The organism is Klebsiella sp. R445 (genome assembly GCF_051131755.1).
In the GTDB taxonomy this organism is placed as follows: domain Bacteria; phylum Pseudomonadota; class Gammaproteobacteria; order Enterobacterales; family Enterobacteriaceae; genus Klebsiella; species Klebsiella lignicola.
Genome location: NZ_CP180446.1, coordinates 1340989 through 1364370, shown reverse-complemented (window position 1 = coordinate 1364370; position 23382 = coordinate 1340989). Strand labels below are relative to the sequence as shown.

Genomic DNA, 23382 nt, shown 5'->3' with positions numbered 1-23382 from the left:
ATTTAGCGTAAAAAAAACCCCGCATCAGCGGGGTTTTTTATAGGTAGTAATCTTAAGCCTGCGGCTGAGATACTACGTCTTTGTAACCTTTAACTTCGATCTCTACGCGACGATCTGGGCCCAGGCAGTCGATCAGTGCAGCGCGAGCTTTCACGTTGTCACAGGTATTGCCGGTAACCGGGTTGGATTCACCCATGCCACGTGCGGAGATTTTGCCAGCCGGGATACCTTTAGAAACCAGGTAATCAACAACAGACTGAGCACGTTTCTCGGACAGCTGCTGGTTGTAAGCGTCAGAACCGATACGGTCGGTATAGCCCAGAACCACTGCAGAACCGTCTTTCGGATCCATGTTGCTCAGCTGGGTGTACAGCTGATCCAGAGCCTGCTGACCTTCCGGTTTCAGGGTAGATTTGTTGAAGTTGAACAGTACGTCAGACTTCAGGGTGAAGTGCTTGGTAGTAACTTCTGGAGCCGGAGCCGGAGCCGGAGCTACAACTGGAGCTACATCGTCCTGACCGAAACGGTAGGAAACACCCAGGCTCAGCATGCCGTTATCCGGACGCGCGCCAACGGTACCTGCATCACCGATGTTGTTAACCCACTGGTATTCCAGACGAGTAGCGATGTCACGAGTAACAGCCCACTCTAAACCACCAGCAAATACCGGGGATACGCCAGTGTCGTGTTCGCTGCGGGAAACGCCGGTAGAACCGTAGTTGCCATCAGCGTCTGCACGCCAAACCATACCACCCAGACGGGTATAGATATCCAGATCGTCAGTGATCGGGTAACCCAGTTTAGCGGTCAGCTGAACGCCCTGAGCTTTGAATGCGCCGTTGTCTACGCTGCCTTTGTATGCAACGCGACCCAGCCAGTCATAACCCATTTCAAAACCGAGGTACGGGTTAACCTGGTAACCACCGAACGCACCAGCACCAAGCTGGCTGTTATGGGTAGGACCATTGTTGCCCTGGAAACCGTTACCGTAGAAACCGGTATCGTGAAACTGGGACCAACCCAGTTTACCACCTGCATACCAGGTGTTATCTTTCGGTGCGGCCTGCGCTACGGTAGCGAAGCCAGCCAGTGCCACTGCAATCGCGATAGCTGTCTTTTTCATTTTTTGCGCCTCATTATCATCCAAAATTCGCCATGAAGGTACAAAAGACCTCACGGTTAAATCCTTCACCCGGGGCGTGACTTGTTGTTAACTATGCTGATACATGCAGCGTAAGCCGATCACCCCTGGCGATGTAAAGTCTACAACTTAGTTCGAAACTTACAAGTGTGAACTCCGTCAGGCATATGAAAAAAAAGGGTTGTATACACAATATTTAACAAATATGGTTGATTTTCGTTCGGCAAAAAAAGCTGCGAAACCGCATCAGACAGGCATTTCGGCAAAAATGGCCCTGTTAAAAATATGGAATTGGTGTGATCAAAAAAAATTCTAGGATTCATCCTAATTTAGCTTAATGATACAAATTAGAGTGAATTTTTAGGCCGCTGAGTTGTCTGCCACCCTGGTTCATATTTCCAACAGGGCGCATGATGAAGCCCATGGCATGACCTTCCTCTGCTGCGATGACCAGACGGTCGTGTTCGTCTGCAGTAAGTTCATCTGACAACCAGCCAATAACGACACTGTAATTGCCGGTACGGAGCGCGCGGATCATCGATTCTACGGTGTTGCACGGCGACAGTTGGCTGATCTGCATTACCTTGGTTAACGGTAAACCAGCAGACTGCACCCATTCGCGGCTCAGTTTCTGTTTCGGTGTTAGCCAGAGCTGCCAACGAGACTGTTGCCCCAACTGCTGTAATAAAGGTAGCAGGAGTAGCTGCGTCATCATAGGCTGATCTTCGCGGTAGACAATTTCACTAATCAGCCCGCTGGCTGGTTGTTCGGTGACGTCTTGCGAATGGCGACGTACGGAAGCAGAAGTCAGTGATGAACGGTTTGCGTAAGCTGAAGTGAACATAGTCTATCCCGCCTGTGAGTTACTGTATGAATGTACAGTATATCTACCTGGGGAAAAGATCAACCTCATTTATCATTTTTGTGGTTGAAAATCGTACATGTGTCCTGACGCGATCTTACCGGGCGATGCAGGACTCAGGGAACGGGAGATCCTTCATGGTATATTCTATTTTTGGCGATAATTTTCTGAAAGCCCCTCGCAAAACGATACGTTAATTGGCAAGAATCTAAAAATCATCTTGCTGCAATAAACGAAGTCACTTATTTTCAGTATTAACGGTTCCGTTAAAAATAAATTCCGTTCACATGATTAACAAAGGAATAATCATGAAGAAAATCACACATCAACGGTTCCATCAATTTCAGGAATGTTTATCATCACTCGGGAAAATACATTGCCGGCCGCTTTTTGGTGGTTATAGTCTGGCGATAGAAAATACTGTTTTTGCCATGGCAACAGAGGGTGAAGTCTACCTCAAACTCTGTGAGCAAAGCGCGGGCTATCATGTTGTAAAGGCTGCCCCTCTTTTGATTATGCGAAAAAACGGTCGCCCGGTTTTATTGAAATATTATCAAATTGATGAAGCGCTTTGGCGTGACAGTAAAATGTTGCTCAAACTATCCGTGTTTTCATTGCAAACCGCGCGAAATGAAAAAAAACAGCTGCGCGCAACAGGACGGTTGAAAGACCTGCCAAATATAAGTTTCCATATGGAGTTAATGTTAATTCATGTCGGCGTAACCGATGAGCAGACGTTGCGGAATTTGGGGGCTCAGGACGTCTGGTCAAAATTGCGAGAGTCAAATAAAGCGCTCTCGCTGAATTTTCTTTATGCATTAGAGGGCGCGATTGTCGGTGTGCATGCTGCAGCGCTCCCGACGCAACGTCGGCGGGAGCTTGCAGAATGGGCTGGTGGTCAGCACCGTGATATCGAAGGCTACTCCGGTTGAACCGCAACCTGTTTTTGTAAGCGGCATATTTCCGGTAACAGCGCCAGTAGCAGGCCAATTTGCTGGAGCACCAGCGGTTCTTTACTGTCAGGTTGGGGGTCGAGATGCTGGATCCGAGTCTGCAAACTATTGAGCGCTTGCTGCACCCGATGTTCGTCGGAAGGCCTGTGGTGCAGCGCATCATCAACGTAACAGACGGCATCATCAAGCAGCGCCAGAATATCCGGTGTAGTAAGTTTCTCCCGGTGTGCGCCCAGTGCGGAAATATAGCTGGTGAATGTATGGTTCAGGCACAGCAGACGGAATGCGGTTTCGCGCAGTGCGGCGTCAGCCTTTGGCTCTGTGGACAGGTTCGATACCACTGAGGCAAGTTCGCCATCCCGGCTATGGGCATCGCGGCGCGCGACACGATATGCCAGACGATTGTCGCGTCCTTGGTGATACTGCTCAAGAATGGCATCCAGGTAGCGGCAGTTGGCGTTGATCGCCTGAGCCAGCACGCGTGGCAGATTACGGAACTTCCAGTCAGGCCAGATAAAGCTCACTGCCGCCCAGGCGATAGCACAGCCCATCAACGTATCGAAGATACGCGGTAACGCGACTTCGAATCCTTCGCCCAACAGATTAAAACAGAGCAGGACCAGCAGGGTGATAAACATCGTTGCGTGGGCATACTGCACATTGCGAAAAGCGAAGAACAGTACACCAGTCAGGACAATCAACAGCAGTTGTCCTTCCACGGAGGGCACCAGCAGTAATAAGGGCAGTCCGATGGCGACGCCAATCAGGGTGCCGATAATCCGCAGGGCGAGCCGGTGTCGCGTGGCATTATAGTTTGGCTGACAGACAAACAGGCTGGTCAGAAGTATCCAGTAGCCGTGATTCAGTCCGGTAAACTGAATAAACGCATAGCCTGCACAGAGCACCAGCGACATTCGCACCGCGTGGCGGAACAACGCGGATTCAGGCGACATATTACGACGCAGACGCAGCCAGATATCGCTGAAGCCGCTTAGCCTGTCGTCCAGCAGCAAACTTTCGGTATTGCTGTTGGAAGGTGCGATGGTTTGTGCTGACTCAATGGTCGCCAGTTGGGCGTCGATCGCCCGTAAATTATTAAGCAGAAAGCCCAGGGCCTTGATTTGCTCGGCCGGGGCGCCACTGGCACGTACGCGATCGAGGGCGGAATCAAGATGCATAAAGGCCCGTTCGAAATGGGCATCGTGCTGATAGGGCTCACGTAACAAAATAGCGCGGGATAATTTCTGACACGCCTGTGCCTGCATCGACAGCATTCGCTGAAAGCGGAACATCACATCGCTATAGCGGAAATGGTCGCGCAGCGTTTGATACTGAATATGGGAGGAGCTGGCACGTTCGTGAATATCCTGGGCCACGAAGTAATACTGCAACGTCCGGCGAGTGCCGCGTTGGCCACGGTCGCCCCGTAGACGAGTCAGCAGCGAGGCTTTGGTCTGATTAAGGGTGGTGACCAGTTGGCCATTCGCAATGGCTAAATCGTATAACGGAGCCTGACTTTCATCTTCGATATCCGGGTCAAACAGGCGAGATTTGAGTTCCAGATAGCGCGCCAGTTGCTCATAGCTACGTGCCAGATTGTCCTGGAGAGGACGAATCGGGAAAATAATATGTCCGGCGAGCGTCAGCACGTTGTACCAGACTGCACCGGTCAACAAAAACAGCGGCTGCAGGTACCAGCGGTCGTAGAGCGTGGTCCCCAGCATGGTATAGATGGCAATCAGCAACGCGCCAAATGCGATGGTGGCGTAACGCTGCCCCAGGCCGCCGAGCAGAATAAATCCTGTCGTCGAGACCGTTAAGCCGAGCGCAAACAGCCACGGCCACGGAAAAAGCAGTTCTACCGACGCAGATGCAATAAAAAAGCACACCAGCGTGATGGCCAGGTTGCGTAGTCGGCCGGTCAAGCGGTCGTCGAGGTCAGTCAGGGCTGCTGCAACCACACCCAGTGTCAGAGGAATGGTGAGTTTAACTTCGCCAAGCCACCACGGAACGGCGGTTGTGCCGCAAAGTGCGATAAAAATCCTGGCGTTATATAGCCAGGTGCTGTTCCATGTATAACGACGTAGCAAGGGGCTAAGCATGGTTTTCTTCCGTCCGGTTACTGAAAGCGACGGCGCGCATTGGCTTCACGCGCAGCGCGGGCAGTTTCGACGGAAACTACTCTGCGTCCTACCGGCCACAGTGCAATGGCGGCGATTTTAAAATTGGCGATACCAACCGGGATCCCGATGATGGTCACACATTGTGCGATGCCGCTAAAGATATGCATCAGGCAAAGCCACCAGCCAAAGAAGATAAACCACAGAATATTTAAAAGCGTACCGCCGGTGTTGAGCAGCGCACTTTTTCTTTGCGGTTCCAGTTCATCAACATGAATCGCTTCATTGCCATAAGGCAGAAGCGACAGTCGGGTAATTTCCCAGCAGGAACGGGTTAACGGCAGCGTGAAGATCAGAATGATGCTGACCAGTGTTGCCAGCAGCCAGCCCAAGGTGGTTGCGAAACCACCAAGGATAAAGTTCAGAATATTCAGAATGGTACGCATAAACCCTCAGTTCAGTTCTGGAGATAATATCTCCGTCATACTTCAGGTTGCCTGTACGCTGGCGATGTTCGCTCACCGGAACGACTGACCTGAGTACGCTCATCGGGGTTCGCCCACCTGCCGCTGTGCTGCAACTTGCAGTATGCCGGGTATAAGACCCGACCATTGTAACGTTTTTTACGCTGGAGCACCTGGTCGCAGGCGGTTAAACTTGAAAACATCCAACCTGATTGATATTCGGCATTATATGGAACTTAAAGCGACAACATTAGGCAAGCGCATGGCACAGCATCCTTACGACAGGGTGCAACTGCTCAACGCCGGAGTAAAGGTATCTGGTGATAACCATGAATATATCATACCTTTCAATCAGTTATTGTCGGTTCATTGCAAGCGAGGCCTGGTGTGGGGCGAGCTGGAGTTTGTTCTGCCGGACAGCAAAGTGGTGCGTTTGCACGGTACCGAATGGAATGAGACGCAACGTTTCTTTCATCATCTGAATACGCTCTGGCTGCAGTGGAGTACGGAAATGAGCAACATTTCCGCCGATGTTCTCCGCCAGCTGCTGGTGGATGCGGGTCGCGCCAGCGCAGAAGGCAAATGGCTGACCCGTCAACAGGTCACTGAAGTACAGGGGAAAATTCGTCGGGCGCTCGCCGGGCTGCCGATGCCGACCAGCCGCCTTGATGCTTTTGAGAACTGTCGTGAGCTGTGGCAGGAGTGCCAGGGCTGGCTGGCTGATACCGAAACCGCGCGCCTTGCCCATAACCAGGCGTTTACTCGGGCGATGCTGGAACAGTACAGCGGCTTTTTTGCCGGGATAGAATCCTCACCGCTTAACCCGGCGCAGGCGAGAGCGGTGGTAAACGGCGAGCGCTCGCTGTTGGTACTGGCCGGTGCCGGAAGCGGAAAAACGTCGGTCCTGGTTGCCCGCGCCGGTTGGTTGCTGACGCGAGGCGAAGCCGCTCCCGACCAGATCCTGCTGCTGGCGTTTGGTCGCCAGGCCGCCCAGGAGATGGACGAGCGCATCCGCGAGCGGTTGAGCTCTGACGATATTACGGCACGCACCTTTCACTCGCTGGCGCTGCATATTATTCAGCAAGGCAGCAAAAAAGTGCCCGCCATCAGCAAGCTGGAGAGCGATAGCTCCGCGCGTCAGGCCCTGTTGCTGAAAAACTGGCGTCTGCAGTGCCAGGAGAAAAAAGCACAGGCAAAAGGTTGGCGCCAGTGGCTGGAAGAAGAGATGGACTGGCAGGTGCCGGACGGCGAATTCTGGCAGGACAAGAAAATACAGCGGCGGATGGCCAGCCGCCTCGATCGCTGGGTCAGTTTGATGCGCATGCACGGAGGTTCGCAAGCCGAGATGATCGCCGGCGCACCGGAAGCGGTGCGCGATCTGTTCGGCAAGCGCGTTAAGCTGATGGCTCCGCTGCTGAAAGCGTGGAAAACGGCGCTGAAAGAGGAAAATGCGGTCGACTTTTCCGGGCTGATACACCAGGCGGTGAATATTCTGGATAAAGGTCGGTTTGTCAGTCCGTGGAAGCATATCCTGGTGGATGAGTTTCAGGATATCTCGCCCCAGCGTGCCGCGCTGCTTGCGGCTTTACGCCGTCAGAATGCCCAGACTACACTGTTTGCCGTTGGCGACGACTGGCAGGCCATTTACCGCTTTAGCGGAGCGCAGCTTTCTCTGACAACGGCCTTCAACCACTATTTTGGTGAGGGGGATTGCTGCGCGCTGGATACCACCTACCGATTTAATGGTCGCATTGGCGAGGTGGCGAACGGCTTTATCCAACAAAACCCGCACCAGATGAGCAAACCGTTGAACAGCCTGACTGCCGGAGACAAAAAGGCGGTGACCCTGCTGGCAGACGACAAGCTTGACGATCTGCTGGATAAGCTCAGCGGCTATGCGAAGCCGGAACAGCGGATCCTATTATTGGCCCGTTATCATCACCTGAAGCCAGAGGCATTGGAAAAAGCTGCCACGCGCTGGCCGCATCTGCAGCTTGATTTCATGACTATTCATGCCAGCAAAGGCCAGCAGGCGGATTACGTAATTATTCTGGGACTTCAGGAGGGCGACGATGCGTTCCCGGCGCCAGCCCGCGAATCGATCATGGAACAGGCGTTGTTGCCGCAGCCGGAGGATTTCCCCGATGCTGAAGAACGACGTCTGCTGTATGTCGCGATGACGCGCGCGCGGCTGCGCGTCTGGCTGCTGTTCAACAAAGCTCAGCCTTCGCCTTTCGTCGAAATGTTAGAAGCGCTTGATGTGCCGGTGGCGAGAAAACCGTAAGAAGCTGGCGGACTCGCCGCCAGCCGGACTTACTTAAGACGTTCGGCGAGGTAACGTTGATAATCCGGGATCAGGATATCGAGCGGCTCATTGAAGGTCGGTGACAGAATAATAAAGTCGGCCGTTGACGCATTGGTAGCGACGGGGATGTTCCAGACCGTCGCCAGGCGCAGCAGCGCTTTCACGTCTGGATCGTGCGGTACCGCGTTGAGCGGGTCCCAGAAGAAAATCAGCACATCGATTTTCCCTTCCGAGATCAGCGCACCAACCTGCTGATCGCCGCCCATCGGGCCGCTCAGCATCGCGTTCACCTCAAGCCCGGTCGCCCGGGAAATAAGGTTACCGGTGGTGCCGGTTGCATAGAGTTCGTGCTGGGCCAGCAGTGGCTGGTGGCGCGTAACCCATTTCATCAGCATATCTTTACAGTGATCGTGAGCAACCAGCGCGATATGTTTGCGTGCCGGTAACGTACGTGTCGTCAGTTCCATAATTTTATTCCACATTTTGACCTGCAGACAGATTACTGGAAGTGACTGCTGCTGCAAGCGTCTGGGTGAAAAATTTTGACGCATCCGTAAGTTAGGATGGATGGCCCGTTCGCCTGGATTAGCTTACACTTGGGCTAAATAGCGGGAGGATAAAATGAAAGAGAACGATATCGCAGCCATTCTGAACTCAACACAGACGATTGCGCTGGTGGGAGCGAGTAACAAACCCGACCGGCCCAGCTATAGGGTGATGAAATACCTTCTGGAGCAGGGGTATCACGTGATCCCTGTTTCACCTAAAGTCGCGGGCACCACGCTGCTGGGACAGCAAGGCTATGCCACGCTCGGCGACGTGCCGGAGAAGGTGGATATGGTTGATGTATTCCGTAACTCCGATGCTGCCTTGGGCGTCGCGCAAGAGGCCATCGCTATTGGCGCCAAAACCCTGTGGTTACAGCTGGGCGTCATTAACGAGCAGGCTGCCGTGCTGGCGCGTGAGGCGGGACTAAACGTGGTGATGGATCGCTGCCCGGCGATTGAAATACCGCGCCTGGGTCTGTCGAGGTAAATAAAAGAGTCGCATCCTGCCATACAGCTCTTACTCAGTTTGAAGTTTTATTGACTAAGAGCTGTTTTATTGTCTCTCCCATCGCATTTCGCATTTCATGTCTGGTGAAATGTTTCCTCATTTTTTCCTATAGATAAATCAACAGGCGAGGGTAAACAATGTTTTTACCCATGTGCCTGGTGTGGATATATGCCTGTAATAGAATACCTACCATTTTTTGTATAGCAGCAAAAAAAATCGCCAATGAATATATTTAACATTTTATATCCACACATATAGTGCGTAATACTGGCATTAAAGAATTTTTTAAATAATAAAATAAAATATGTGTTTTTTGATGTGATTTTTATGATGAATATCACGGATATTATAATTTTAATGAAAATTATCATAATTGTAATATGAAAATCTAATGATTCATGATTTTTAGATTTTGACTTGATTTATTACCTTGGAATGTTTTTGTTAAAATAATAAACATATCAAAATGTAACATTTTTATTTTATTTTTATTAAAATCAATTAGTTGTATTTATTTGCAAGTGTGACTATTTTGTGTCAATTCATTCTTGCGAGCCTGCATGTTCTGGTATATCTAATAAGATGCATAACTAAGAATTATCTTACATCTCTGGCTGCGACTCATCTCAAGGGTGCCTCTTGATGAAAAACATAAATGTGACAGTGAAAGATACAGGTGTTAAATACACCGTCGATGGCAATCAAGTGAGTTTAAATTCGCAGTCAGTAGTGCTTTTGCACATTAAGCGAGAGGATGTTAGTTCTTACACCCGCGAAGGTAATGATCTTGTTCTGAAATTTAATGATGGTAATACTTTAACTATCAAAAATTTTTTCGTCGTTGACGAGCATGGATTACACAGTGATTTAGTTCTTCAGGATGATACTGGGGCGTTATGGTGGCTGGAGGGGGCTGGTACTAATGAGGCCCATTACTCACTAATTAGTGATCTTTCTGAAGTTTTAGCTGCGGGGAGTGCTGGAAACAGTATTTCTGGTTGGGTAATGGCTGGGGCTGCGTTACTTGGTATTGCTGCGATGTTTGCGGGTGCATCTGACAAAGATCATCATTCGGCAGCTTCATTTCCTGATGATTCTGATTCTGATTCGGACAGTGACTCAGATGCTGACTCGGATACAGATGGTGGTGTAAAAGAAGGGGATGCGGATTCCGACAGCGATTCGGATTCTGACAGCGACTCGGATTCCGACAGTGATTCTGACTCTGACAGTGATTCTGACTCCGACAGCGACTCCGATTCTGACAGCGATTCTGACTCGGACAGCGACTCCGACTCCGACAGCGATGCGGATTCCGACAGCGACTCCGATTCTGACAGTGATTCCGACTCCGACAGTGACTCGGATTCTGACAGCGATGCGGACTCTGACAGTGACTCGGATTCTGACAGCGACTCGGACTCTGACAGTGATTCCGATTCTGACAGCGATTCCGACTCCGACAGCGATTCCGACTCCGACAGCGACTCGGATTCTGACAGTGACTCTGACTCGGACAGCGACTCCGACTCCGACTCCGACAGCGACTCTGACAGCGATTCCGACTCTGACAGTGATTCGGATTCTGACAGTGATTCGGATTCTGACAGCGATGCGGATTCTGACAGTGACTCCGACTCTGACAGCGATGCAGACTCGGACTCTGACAGTGATTCGGATTCTGACAGTGACTCGGATTCTGACAGTGACTCGGATTCTGACAGTGACTCGGATTCTGACAGTGACTCGGATTCTGACAGTGACTCCGATTCTGACAGTGACTCGGATTCTGACAGTGATTCAGATTCCGACAGCGATTCGGACTCTGACAGCGATTCGGACTCTGACAGCGATTCGGACTCTGACAGCGACTCGGATTCCGACAGTGACTCGGATTCTGACAGCGACTCCGATTCTGACAGCGACTCCGATTCTGACAGTGACTCGGATTCTGACAGTGATTCTGACTCCGACAGCGATGCAGATTCCGACAGCGACTCCGATTCTGACAGCGATTCTGACTCTGACAGTGATTCTGACTCCGACAGCGATGCGGATTCCGACAGCGACTCCGATTCTGACAGTGATTCGGATTCCGACAGCGACTCGGACTCCGACAGCGATTCCGACTCTGACAGCGATTCCGACTCTGACAGTGACTCGGACTCTGACAGCGACTCGGACTCCGACAGCGATTCCGACTCTGACAGTGACTCGGACTCTGACAGCGACTCGGATTCTGACAGCGATTCCGACTCTGACAGCGATTCCGACTCTGACAGTGACTCGGATTCTGACAGCGATGCGGATTCTGACAGTGACTCGGACTCTGACAGTGATTCCGATTCTGACAGCGATTCGGACTCCGACAGCGATGCGGATAGCGACAGCGACTCCGATTCTGACAGTGATTCGGACTCTGACAGCGATGCGGATAGCGACAGCGACTCCGATTCGGACAGCGATTCTGATTCTGACAGCGATGCGGATTCCGACAGTGACTCGGATTCTGACAGCGACTCCGATTCCGACAGCGATGCGGATTCTGACAGTGACTCCGACTCTGACAGCGATGCAGACTCCGACAGTGACTCGGACTCTGACAGCGATGCAGACTCCGACAGCGACTCGGATTCTGACAGTGATTCCGACTCCGACAGTGACTCGGATTCTGACAGTGATTCCGACTCCGACAGCGATTCGGATTCTGACAGTGATTCCGATTCTGACAGCGATTCCGACTCGGACAGCGATGCGGATTCCGACAGCGACTCGGATTCCGACAGTGACTCGGACTCGGACAGTGACTCGGATTCTGACAGTGACTCTGACTCGGATAGTGATTCCGACTCCGACAGCGATTCGGATTCTGACAGCGACTCGGATTCTGACAGCGATTCCGACTCTGACAGTGACTCGGACTCTGACAGCGACTCGGATTCTGACAGTGATTCAGACTCCGACAGCGATTCTGACTCGGACAGCGATTCGGATTCTGACAGCGACTCGGATTCTGACAGTGACTCTGACTCGGATAGTGACTCGGATTCCGACAGCGACTCGGATTCCGACAGTGATTCCGACTCCGACTCTGACAGTGACTCGGATTCTGACAGTGACTCGGATTCCGACAGTGATTCCGACTCCGACTCTGACAGTGACTCGGATTCCGACAGTGACTCGGACTCTGACAGCGACTCGGATTCTGACAGTGATTCGGATTCTGACAGCGACTCGGACTCTGACAGCGACTCGGATTCTGACAGTGATTCTGACTCTGACAGCGATTCTGACTCCGACAGTGACTCGGATTCTGACAGTGATTCCGACTCCGACAGTGACTCGGATAGCGACAGCGATTCTGACTCTGACAGTGACTCTGACTCGGATAGTGACTCGGATTCCGACAGCGACTCGGATTCTGACAGCGATTCCGACTCCGACAGCGATGCGGATTCTGACAGCGATGCGGATTCTGACAGCGATTCGGATTCTGACAGTGATTCGGATTCTGACAGCGACTCGGACTCTGACAGTGACTCGGACTCTGACAGTGACTCGGACTCTGACAGTGACTCTGATTCTGACAGTGACTCGGATTCTGACAGTGATTCCGACTCCGACAGTGACTCGGATTCTGACAGCGATGCGGACTCTGACAGTGACTCGGATTCTGACAGCGACTCGGACTCTGACAGTGATTCCGATTCTGACAGCGATTCCGACTCCGACAGCGATTCCGACTCCGACAGCGACTCGGATTCTGACAGTGACTCTGACTCGGACAGCGACTCCGACTCCGACTCCGACTCCGACAGCGACTCTGACAGCGATTCCGACTCTGACAGTGATTCGGATTCTGACAGTGATTCGGATTCTGACAGCGATGCGGATTCTGACAGTGACTCCGACTCTGACAGCGATGCAGACTCGGACTCTGACAGTGATTCGGATTCTGACAGTGACTCGGATTCTGACAGTGACTCGGATTCTGACAGTGACTCGGATTCTGACAGTGACTCGGATTCTGACAGTGACTCGGATTCTGACAGTGACTCGGATTCTGACAGTGACTCCGATTCTGACAGTGACTCGGATTCTGACAGTGATTCAGATTCCGACAGCGATTCGGACTCTGACAGCGATTCGGACTCTGACAGCGATTCGGACTCTGACAGCGACTCGGACTCTGACAGTGATTCCGACTCGGACAGCGACTCTGATTCCGACAGCGACTCGGACTCTGACAGCGACTCCGATTCTGACAGTGACTCGGACTCTGACAGTGATTCCGACTCCGACAGCGACTCGGACTCTGACAGCGACTCTGATTCTGACAGCGACTCGGATTCCGACAGCGACTCCGATTCAGACTCCGACAGTGATTCCGACTCCGACAGCGATTCGGACTCCGACAGTGATTCTGACTCTGACAGCGACTCTGACTCGGATAGTGATTCTGACTCTGACAGCGACTCGGACTCTGACAGTGATTCGGACTCTGACAGCGACTCTGATTCCGACAGTGACTCGGATAGCGACAGTGATTCTGACAGCGATGCAGACTCCGACAGCGATTCTGACTCCGACAGCGACTCGGATTCCGACAGCGACTCGGACTCTGACAGTGATTCCGACTCTGACAGCGACTCTGACTCGGACAGCGATTCTGACTCGGACAGCGACTCCGACTCCGACTCCGACAGCGATTCGGATTCTGACAGCGACTCGGATTCCGACAGCGACTCCGATTCAGACTCCGACAGTGATTCCGACTCTGACAGCGATGCGGATTCTGACAGCGACTCGGATTCTGACAGCGACTCTGATTCTGACAGCGACTCGGATTCCGACAGCGACTCCGATTCAGACTCCGACAGTGATTCCGACTCCGACAGCGATTCGGACTCCGACAGTGATTCTGACTCTGACAGCGACTCTGACTCGGATAGTGATTCTGACTCTGACAGCGACTCGGACTCTGACAGTGATTCGGACTCTGACAGCGACTCTGATTCCGACAGTGACTCGGATAGCGACAGTGATTCTGACAGCGATGCAGACTCCGACAGCGATTCTGACTCCGACAGCGACTCGGATTCCGACAGCGACTCGGACTCTGACAGTGATTCCGACTCTGACAGCGACTCTGACTCGGACAGCGATTCTGACTCGGACAGCGACTCCGACTCCGACTCCGACAGCGATTCGGATTCTGACAGCGACTCGGATTCCGACAGCGACTCCGATTCAGACTCCGACAGTGATTCCGACTCTGACAGCGATGCGGATTCTGACAGCGACTCGGATTCTGACAGTGATTCTGACTCTGACAGCGATTCTGACTCCGACAGTGACTCGGATTCTGACAGCGATGCGGATTCTGACAGTGATTCGGATTCTGACAGTGACTCTGACTCGGATAGTGATTCCGACTCTGACAGTGACTCTGATTCTGACAGTGACTCGGATTCTGACAGTGATTCCGACTCCGACAGTGACTCGGATAGCGACAGCGATTCTGACTCTGACAGTGACTCTGACTCGGATAGTGACTCGGATAGCGACAGCGATTCTGACTCTGACAGTGACTCTGACTCGGATAGTGACTCGGATTCCGACAGCGACTCGGATTCTGACAGCGATGCGGATTCTGACAGCGATGCGGATTCTGACAGCGATTCCGACTCCGACAGCGATGCGGATTCTGACAGCGATTCGGATTCTGACAGTGATTCGGATTCTGACAGCGACTCGGACTCTGACAGTGACTCGGACTCTGACAGTGACTCGGACTCTGACAGCGACTCTGACAGCGATTCCGACTCTGACAGCGACTCGGACAGCGATAGCGACTCTGATTCTGACAGCGACTCGGACTCTGACAGTGATTCCGACTCGGACAGCGACTCTGATTCCGACAGCGACTCGGACTCTGACAGCGACTCCGATTCTGACAGTGACTCGGACTCTGACAGTGATTCCGACTCCGACAGCGACTCGGACTCTGACAGCGACTCTGATTCTGACAGCGACTCGGATTCCGACAGCGACTCCGATTCAGACTCCGACAGTGATTCCGACTCCGACAGCGATTCGGACTCCGACAGTGATTCCGACTCTGACAGCGACTCGGACAGCGATAGCGACTCTGATTCTGACAGCGACTCGGACTCTGACAGTGATTCCGACTCGGACAGCGACTCTGATTCTGACAGCGACTCGGATTCCGACAGCGACTCCGATTCTGACAGTGACTCCGACAGCGATTCCGACTCCGACAGCGATTCGGACTCCGACAGCGATTCCGACTCCGACAGCGATTCGGACTCGGATAGTGATTCTGACTCTGACAGCGACTCGGACTCTGACAGTGACTCGGATTCTGACAGCGATTCTGACTCGGACAGCGATTCTGACTCGGACAGCGACTCCGACTCCGACTCCGACAGCGATTCGGATTCTGACAGCGACTCGGATTCCGACAGCGACTCCGATTCAGACTCCGACAGTGATTCCGACTCTGACAGCGATGCGGATTCTGACAGCGACTCGGATTCTGACAGCGACTCTGATTCTGACAGCGACTCGGATTCCGACAGCGACTCCGATTCAGACTCCGACAGTGATTCCGACTCCGACAGCGATTCGGACTCCGACAGTGATTCTGACTCTGACAGCGACTCTGACTCGGATAGTGATTCTGACTCTGACAGCGACTCGGACTCTGACAGTGATTCGGACTCTGACAGCGACTCTGATTCCGACAGTGACTCGGATAGCGACAGTGATTCTGACAGCGATGCAGACTCCGACAGCGATTCTGACTCCGACAGCGACTCGGATTCCGACAGCGACTCGGACTCTGACAGTGATTCCGACTCTGACAGCGACTCTGACTCGGACAGCGATTCTGACTCGGACAGCGACTCCGACTCCGACTCCGACAGCGATTCGGATTCTGACAGCGACTCGGATTCCGACAGCGACTCCGATTCAGACTCCGACAGTGATTCCGACTCTGACAGCGATGCGGATTCTGACAGCGACTCGGATTCTGACAGTGATTCTGACTCTGACAGCGATTCTGACTCCGACAGTGACTCGGATTCTGACAGCGATGCGGATTCTGACAGTGATTCGGATTCTGACAGTGACTCTGACTCGGATAGTGATTCCGACTCCGACAGCGATTCGGACTCTGACAGTGACTCTGATTCTGACAGTGACTCGGATTCTGACAGTGATTCCGACTCCGACAGTGACTCGGATAGCGACAGCGATTCTGACTCTGACAGTGACTCTGACTCGGATAGTGACTCGGATAGCGACAGCGATTCTGACTCTGACAGTGACTCTGACTCGGATAGTGACTCCGGATTCCGACAGCGACTCGGATTCTGACAGCGATGCGGATTCTGACAGCGATGCGGATTCTGACAGCGATTCCGACTCCGACAGCGATGCGGATTCTGACAGCGATTCGGATTCTGACAGTGATTCGGATTCTGACAGCGACTCGGACTCTGACAGTGACTCGGACTCTGACAGTGACTCGGACTCTGACAGCGACTCTGACAGCGATTCCGACTCTGACAGCGACTCGGACTCCGATAGCGACTCTGATTCTGACAGCGACTCGGACTCTGACAGTGATTCCGACTCGGACAGCGACTCTGATTCCGACAGCGACTCGGACTCTGACAGCGACTCCGATTCTGACAGTGACTCGGACTCTGACAGTGATTCCGACTCCGACAGCGACTCGGACTCTGACAGCGACTCTGATTCTGACAGCGACTCGGATTCCGACAGCGACTCCGATTCAGACTCCGACAGTGATTCCGACTCCGACAGCGATTCGGACTCCGACAGTGATTCCGACTCTGACAGCGACTCGGACAGCGATAGCGACTCTGATTCTGACAGCGACTCGGACTCTGACAGTGATTCCGACTCGGACAGCGACTCTGATTCTGACAGCGACTCGGATTCCGACAGCGACTCCGATTCTGACAGTGACTCCGACAGCGATTCCGACTCCGACAGCGATTCGGACTCGGATAGTGATTCTGACTCTGACAGCGACTCGGACTCTGACAGTGACTCGGATTCTGACAGCGATTCTGACTCGGACAGTGATTCCGACTCCGACAGCGACTCGGACTCTGACAGCGACTCTGATTCTGACAGCGACTCGGATTCCGACAGCGACTCCGATTCAGACTCCGACAGTGATTCCGACTCTGACAGCGATGCGGATTCTGACAGCGACTCGGATTCTGACAGTGATTCTGACTCTGACAGCGATTCTGACTCCGACAGTGACTCGGATTCTGACAGCGATGCGGATTCTGACAGTGATTCGGATTCTGACAGTGACTCTGACTCGGATAGTGATTCCGACTCCGACAGCGATTCGGACTCTGACAGTGACTCTGATTCTGACAGTGACTCGGATTCTGACAGTGATTCCGACTCCGACAGTGACTCGGATAGCGACAGCGATTCTGACTCTGACAGTGACTCTGACTCGGATAGTGACTCGGATTCCGACAGCGACTCTGATTCTGACAGCGATTCGGACTCTGACAGCGACTCGGACTCTGACAGTGACTCTGACTCGGACAGCGATGCGGATAGCGACAGCGATTCGGATTCTGACAGTGATTCCGATTCTGACAGCGATTCGGATTCTGACTCTGACAGCGATTCGGATTCTGACTCTGACTCGGATTCCGACAGCGACTCCGATTCTGACAGTGACTCCGACAGCGATTCGGACTCCGACAGTGATTCTGACTCCGACAGCGACTCGGACTCTGACAGTGATTCCGACTCCGACAGTGACTCGGATTCTGACAGTGACTCTGATTCTGACAGCGACTCGGACAGCGATAGCGACTCTGACTCTGACAGTGATTCTGACTCTGACAGCGACTCGGACAGCGATAGCGACTCTGACTCCGACAGCGATTCTGACTCTGACAGTGACTCCGATTCTGACAGCGACTCGGACAGCGACTCGGACAGCGATAGCGACTCGGACTCTGACAGTGACTCGGATTCTGACAGCGACTCGGATTCTGACAGTGACTCGGATTCTGACAGTGACTCTGACTCGGATAGTGATTCCGACTCCGACAGCGACTCGGATTCTGACAGCGATTCTGATTCCGACAGCGACTCGGATTCTGACAGCGATGCGGATACAGAGCCTCAGGCAAACAACGATACAAACACTGCAGCTATCACTACAGTTGAGGACAACATTACCGGCGACACAGGCACGGTGACCCAATTGGTCGGACTGACGTTACTGAGTACGGTTAACGTGTCACTGCTGACTAATAACAGCTTTAACTTTACGGTGAACGAAGGGGAAACGCAGGATCTGACTCTCGCAGTCTCCGGTTCTTCATTAGTGTCTGCCAGTGGGCTGATTACGTTGCTGGCGCTGCTGGCCAATGGCAGCTCGGTAGTTGCGGACCTGTCGGTGGTGAACAATATCACCGGTGAAGTGGTTGCGATTGCACCTAATGCGGTCACCCTGACGTCAACCCTGCTGGGCGTGAACTACAGCGGCGGTGCAGCGTTTGAAGACCTGCCTGCTGGCAGCTACACCGTGGTGCTTTCTTCTCCGACGACAAGCAGCACGCTGGCTTCTGTGATTAACCTGTTGGCTTCGCTGAATGTTGCCACGGCAGTGGATATAGCGGTAACGGATTCAGCGGAATATGTCTCGGGTGTTATCAGCGGCAATGTGCTGGAAACAGACGGAGCCGGTGATGTCGGCGATACCGGCGACACAATAACGGTAACCCAGGTCGTGGCGAGTTCGGTCGCCGGAGCACAGCCGGTAGTCATGGTGGATGGCGGTATCGTCATTAATGGTGCCTACGGACAACTGACGATCCATGCCGACGGTAGCTACTCATATAAAGCGACAGGAGATGCAGATTCCATCGGTCAGACGGAGGTGTTTACCTACACGATCACGGATGCAGATGGCGATACGGCGACAGCAACGCTGACTATCAATGTTGTGGCGGCGGATGAAGGTGGTGGTTCAGACAGCGATGCAGACTCCGACAGTGATTCCGACTCCGACAGTGATTCTGACTCTGACAGCGACTCGGATTCTGACAGCGACTCGGACTCTGACAGCGACTCGGATTCTGACAGCGACTCGGACTCTGACAGCGACTCTGACTCCGACAGCGACTCGGATTCTGACAGTGACTCGGATTCTGACAGTGACTCTGATTCCGACAGCGATTCCGACTCCGACAGCGATTCGGATTCTGACAGCGACTCGGATTCTGACAGCGACTCGGATTCCGACAGCGATGCGGATTCTGACAGTGATTCGGATTCTGACAGCGACTCGGACTCTGACAGCGACTCGGATTCTGACAGCGACTCGGACTCTGACAGCGACTCGGACTCTGACAGCGACTCTGACTCCGACAGCGACTCGGATTCTGACAGTGACTCGGATTCTGACAGTGACTCTGATTCCGACAGCGATTCCGACTCCGACAGCGATTCGGATTCTGACAGCGACTCGGATTCTGACAGCGACTCTGATTCCGACAGCGATGCGGATTCTGACAGTGATTCGGATTCTGACAGTGATTCGGATTCTGACAGTGATTCGGATTCTGACAGCGACTCGGATTCCGACAGTGATTCAGACTCCGACAGCGATTCTGACTCGGACAGCGACTCGGATTCCGACAGCGACTCTGACTCGGACAGCGACTCGGATTCTGACAGCGATTCTGATTCTGACAGCGACTCGGATTCAGACAGTGATTCGGATTCTGACAGCGACTCGGACTCTGACAGTGACTCGGATTCTGACAGCGACTCGGATTCTGACAGTGACTCTGACTCGGATAGTGATTCCGACTCCGACAGCGATTCGGATTCTGACAGCGACTCGGACTCTGACAGTGACTCCGATTCTGACAGTGACTCTGATTCCGACAGCGATTCCGACTCCGACAGCGACTCGGATTCTGACAGCGATGCGGATACAGAGCCTCAGGCAAACAACGATACAAACACTGCAGCTATCACTACAGTTGAGGACAACATTACCGGCGACACAGGCACGGTGACCCAATTGGTCGGACTGACGTTACTGAGTACGGTTAACGTGTCACTGCTGACTAATAACAGCTTTAACTTTACGGTGAACGAAGGGGAAACGCAGGATCTGACTCTCGCAGTCTCCGGTTCTTCATTAGTGTCTGCCAGTGGGCTGATTACGTTGCTGGCGCTGCTGGCCAATGGCAGCTCGGTAGTTGCGGACCTGTCGGTGGTGAACAATATCACCGGTGAAGTGGTTGCGATTGCACCTAATGCGGTCACCCTGACGTCAACCCTGCTGGGCGTGAACTACAGCGGCGGTGCAGCGTTTGAAGACCTGCCTGCTGGCAGCTACACCGTGGTGCTTTCTTCTCCGACGACAAGCAGCACGCTGGCTTCTGTGATTAACCTGTTGGCTTCGCTGAATGTGGCCACGGCAGTGGATATAGCGGTAACGGATTCAGCGGAATATGTCTCGGGTGTTATCAGCGGCAATGTGCTGGAAACAGACGGAACCGGTGATGTCGGCGATACCGGCGACACAATAACGGTAACCCAGGTCGTGGCGAGTTCGGTCGCCGGAGCACAGCCGGTAGTCATGGTGGATGGCGGTATCGTCATTAATGGTGCCTACGGACAACTGACGATCCATGCCGACGGTAGCTACTCATATAAAGCGACAGGAGATGCAGATTCCATCGGTCAGACGGAGGTGTTTACCTACACGATCACGGATGCAGATGGAGATACGGCGACAGCAACGCTGACTATCAATGTTGTGGCGGCGGATGAAGGTGGTGGTTCAGACAGCGATGCAGACTCCGACAGTGATTCCGACTCCGACAGTGATTCTGACTCTGACAGCGATTCGGACTCTGACAGCGACTCGGATTCTGACAGCGACTCTGACTCTGACAGCGACTCGGATTCTGACAGCGACTCTGACTCCGACAGCGACTCGGATTCTGACAGCGATTCGGATTCTGACAGCGACTCGGATTCTGACAGCGACTCGGACTCTGACAGCGACTCGGATTCTGACAGCGACTCTGATTCCGACAGCGACTCGGATTCCGACAGCGACTCGGATTCTGACAGTGACTCTGACTCGGACAGCGACTCTGATTCTGACAGCGATTCTGACTCTGACAGTGATTCGGATTCTGACAGCGATGCAGATATTGAATTGATAGCAAATAATGATGTGCACACGACCTTGGTTACGGCCGACTACGACAATCTGAATGAGTCTGGTGTGGTTACGCAACTGGTTGGGTTGTCATTACTGAATACGGTTAACGTATCTCTGCTTAGTGGTAATACTTTCGACTTTACTGTGGCTGCGGGTACTACAGAAAATGTCACCTTGGGTATTTCGGGATCGTCGCCTGTATCGGCAGCAGGGCTGGTATCCTTGCTGGCACTCCTGGCCAGCGGTAGCTCTTTGACCGCAGATCTGTTGGTGGTTAATACCGCAACTGGTGAGGTTGCTGCGGTTGCGCAAAATGCCGTAACCCTGACTTCGACTCTTCTGGGTGTGAACTACAGTGGCAGCGTAGCGTTTGAAGATTTGCCAGCCGGGAACTATACGGTGGTGCTCTCATCGCCAACAACCACCAGTCCGTTGGCTTCGGTTCTCAATCTGCTGGCCTCGTTGAATGTTGCGACAGCCGTAGATGTATCGATCACCGACTCCGTAGGATTTGCTGCGGGAGCGGTCAGCGGTAATGTGCTGGAAACCACGACGTCTGGTGATGTAGGGGATACTGGTGAAGGTATTACGGTCAGCCAGGTGGTAGCGACTTCGGTATCTGGATCCGCTCCGGTGGGGGTGACAGAAGCGGGCATTACTATCAATGGGGCGTATGGTCAGTTAACAATCCATTCCGATGGCAGCTACAGTTACCAAAGCTCGGGAAGTGCAGGGGATATAGGTAAGACAGACATATTCACCTACACAATCATCGATAGTCACGGTGCGACAGCAACAGCAACGCTGAGCGTCTCAACTGGAGCTTCACCTTCTGTTGCAGTGAATGACGAGGTCTCGTTGAATGTTGCGACGGCATACAGTGCATCGGTAGCGGAAAGTTATAATGCTGCAGCGCTGTCGACGACGACACCGGTAGCGGTGGGCGCTGGAGCGACTGTTCCTGTAAGCAAGACAATGAACTTTACCGTCAGTGCTGATCATGTGCTGGATAACGCGAAAATTGGTCTGAACTTTACTGGAGATCCAAATGCGACTCTGGGTGGGTTGACGATGAATGTTGTGAGTTCATTGTCGCTCTACCATCTGGTCGATAATGGTGATGGTACAACCACGAGTGTCCTGGTATGGAGTGGTTCGGATGTGAAAGCGTTGTCTGCCATTCTTGGGGCAAATGATTCTGACTCCATGACTTTCACTCTGAGCAACGTTGATCTGGCGGCAGGTAATTATCAACTGACCGTGCTGACCAATGTGAACTCAACAACGGCAGCTACATTCAGCCTTACCGGAGACGTTTCAGGAACATTAATCAACACCGCAACTCATTACACCGTAGCGGGGAGCGTTAGCGGGAACATTCAGAGTGGCTTGAATTCAGCCGGTACTGAAGATACTCACGGGCCACTGTTCTCGTCCTTTAGCGTCTCGGGTCATACTCTCTCCGGAGGTGCTGAATCCTGGACCTTCCATAGCAATGGCAGCATTACAACCAGTAGCGGAGGGAGTGTAAGTGGAACTGCCGTCACAATTTACGGTGATTATGGCACCCTGGTAATGGCAAATGATGGTTCTTATACCTACAGTCTGAAAGCAGGCTTGGATGTGTCGTCAATCACTGAGAAAGAAATCTTCTCGTACTCGGTGAATGACTCAAACAATGTTTCGTCAAACGCGACATTGACGATTGATCTGCATCCGCAAATCAACGGCAGTATTAATAGTGAAGACATTCATAGTACTGCTTACGACGATACCTTCACGATGAACATCGGAGCCGATACGTTGGTTTACAACCTGCTGGCTGATGACAATACCGGAGGTAACGGTAGCGATACCTGGAAGGATTTCTCGGTCGCACAAGGAGATCATATTGATGTTTCTGCTCTGTTGGTTGGTTGGGATGGTTCAAGCGACACGTTAGGGAATTATATCTCCCTGTCGTATACAGCAGGGGGGGATACGGTTGTATCAATCGACAGGGATGGTTCGGCTGGTGCAGATCATCAACAAGCGACGCTGATTACGCTGCAAGGGGTGCATATCAATACACTTGATGAATTGATTGATACCAACAATTCACATTAATTAACATGTTGCTGCTGGTAGCACAGGGATGTGCTGCCTGAATGGCACTATCAGAGAAGAGGGTATTCCAGAAGCTAACCCGGAGA

At 52.6% G+C, this 23382-nt stretch carries 10 protein-coding genes; 5 read left to right on the top strand and 5 right to left on the bottom strand.

What is annotated here, in order from left to right:
* Positions 1–52: 52 nt before the first annotated feature.
* Complete coding sequence (gene ompA, locus ACMYSN_RS06390; RefSeq protein ID WP_123756251.1) at positions 53–1123, bottom strand: porin OmpA; 1071 nt, start codon at positions 1121–1123, stop codon at positions 53–55.
* A gap of 352 nt (positions 1124–1475) precedes the next feature.
* Positions 1476–1985, bottom strand: a complete 510-nt coding sequence (sulA, locus tag ACMYSN_RS06385; protein WP_462497437.1) for an SOS-induced cell division inhibitor SulA — start codon at positions 1983–1985, stop codon at positions 1476–1478.
* Positions 1986–2311: 326 nt separating this feature from the next.
* Here sulA and ACMYSN_RS06380 point away from each other — a divergent pair, with 326 nt between their 5' ends.
* Positions 2312–2935: a TfoX/Sxy family DNA transformation protein gene (locus tag ACMYSN_RS06380; protein WP_462497436.1), complete on the top strand. Its 624-nt coding sequence runs from the start codon at positions 2312–2314 to the stop codon at positions 2933–2935.
* On the opposite strand, the gene yccS is transcribed toward ACMYSN_RS06380, so the two are convergent.
* Both yccS and ACMYSN_RS06370 read right to left on the bottom strand, forming a co-directional pair.
* Positions 2923–5058: a YccS family putative transporter gene (gene yccS / locus ACMYSN_RS06375; protein WP_462497435.1), complete on the bottom strand. Its 2136-nt coding sequence runs from the start codon at positions 5056–5058 to the stop codon at positions 2923–2925. The genes ACMYSN_RS06380 and yccS overlap by 13 nt on opposite strands.
* Positions 5059–5075: 17 nt before the next feature.
* A complete protein-coding gene (locus ACMYSN_RS06370) occupies positions 5076–5522 on the bottom strand; it encodes a YccF domain-containing protein (protein ID WP_123756207.1) in 447 nt (148 codons plus the stop codon).
* A 247-nt stretch (positions 5523–5769) separates the two neighbouring features.
* Between ACMYSN_RS06370 and helD the strand changes: the two genes are divergently transcribed.
* Complete coding sequence (gene helD / locus ACMYSN_RS06365) at positions 5770–7824, top strand: DNA helicase IV (RefSeq protein ID WP_462498212.1); 2055 nt, start codon at positions 5770–5772, stop codon at positions 7822–7824.
* A gap of 29 nt (positions 7825–7853) precedes the next feature.
* On the opposite strand, the gene mgsA is transcribed toward helD, so the two are convergent.
* Complete coding sequence (gene mgsA, locus ACMYSN_RS06360; RefSeq protein WP_123756253.1) at positions 7854–8312, bottom strand: methylglyoxal synthase; 459 nt, start codon at positions 8310–8312, stop codon at positions 7854–7856.
* 154 nt (positions 8313–8466) lie between these two features.
* Here mgsA and ACMYSN_RS06355 point away from each other — a divergent pair, with 154 nt between their 5' ends.
* From ACMYSN_RS06355 to ACMYSN_RS06345, 3 genes are all read left to right on the top strand, one after another.
* On the top strand, positions 8467–8880 hold the full coding sequence (locus tag ACMYSN_RS06355) for a CoA-binding protein (RefSeq protein ID WP_123756208.1): 414 nt from the start codon (positions 8467–8469) through the stop codon (positions 8878–8880).
* Positions 8881–9543: 663 nt separating this feature from the next.
* On the top strand, positions 9544–16305 hold the full coding sequence (locus tag ACMYSN_RS06350) for a BapA prefix-like domain-containing protein (RefSeq protein WP_462497434.1): 6762 nt from the start codon (positions 9544–9546) through the stop codon (positions 16303–16305).
* Positions 16253–23296 carry a BapA/Bap/LapF family large adhesin gene (locus ACMYSN_RS06345; RefSeq protein WP_462497433.1) on the top strand — a complete coding sequence of 2348 codons (7044 nt, stop codon included), beginning with the start codon at positions 16253–16255 and terminating at the stop codon, positions 23294–23296. Before ACMYSN_RS06350 ends, ACMYSN_RS06345 begins: the two co-directional genes overlap by 53 nt.
* The last annotated feature ends 86 nt before the right edge of the window (positions 23297–23382 follow it).

Coding starts and splice junctions, on each gene's coding strand:
- ompA (WP_123756251.1), bottom strand. CDS start 1,123: ATGAAAAAGACAGCTATCGCGATTGCAGTGGCACTGGCTGGCTTCGCT.
- sulA (WP_462497437.1), bottom strand. CDS start 1,985: ATGTTCACTTCAGCTTACGCAAACCGTTCATCACTGACTTCTGCTTCC.
- ACMYSN_RS06380 (WP_462497436.1), top strand. CDS start 2,312: ATGAAGAAAATCACACATCAACGGTTCCATCAATTTCAGGAATGTTTA.
- yccS (WP_462497435.1), bottom strand. CDS start 5,058: ATGCTTAGCCCCTTGCTACGTCGTTATACATGGAACAGCACCTGGCTA.
- ACMYSN_RS06370 (WP_123756207.1), bottom strand. CDS start 5,522: ATGCGTACCATTCTGAATATTCTGAACTTTATCCTTGGTGGTTTCGCA.
- helD (WP_462498212.1), top strand. CDS start 5,770: ATGGAACTTAAAGCGACAACATTAGGCAAGCGCATGGCACAGCATCCT.
- mgsA (WP_123756253.1), bottom strand. CDS start 8,312: ATGGAACTGACGACACGTACGTTACCGGCACGCAAACATATCGCGCTG.
- ACMYSN_RS06355 (WP_123756208.1), top strand. CDS start 8,467: ATGAAAGAGAACGATATCGCAGCCATTCTGAACTCAACACAGACGATT.
- ACMYSN_RS06350 (WP_462497434.1), top strand. CDS start 9,544: ATGAAAAACATAAATGTGACAGTGAAAGATACAGGTGTTAAATACACC.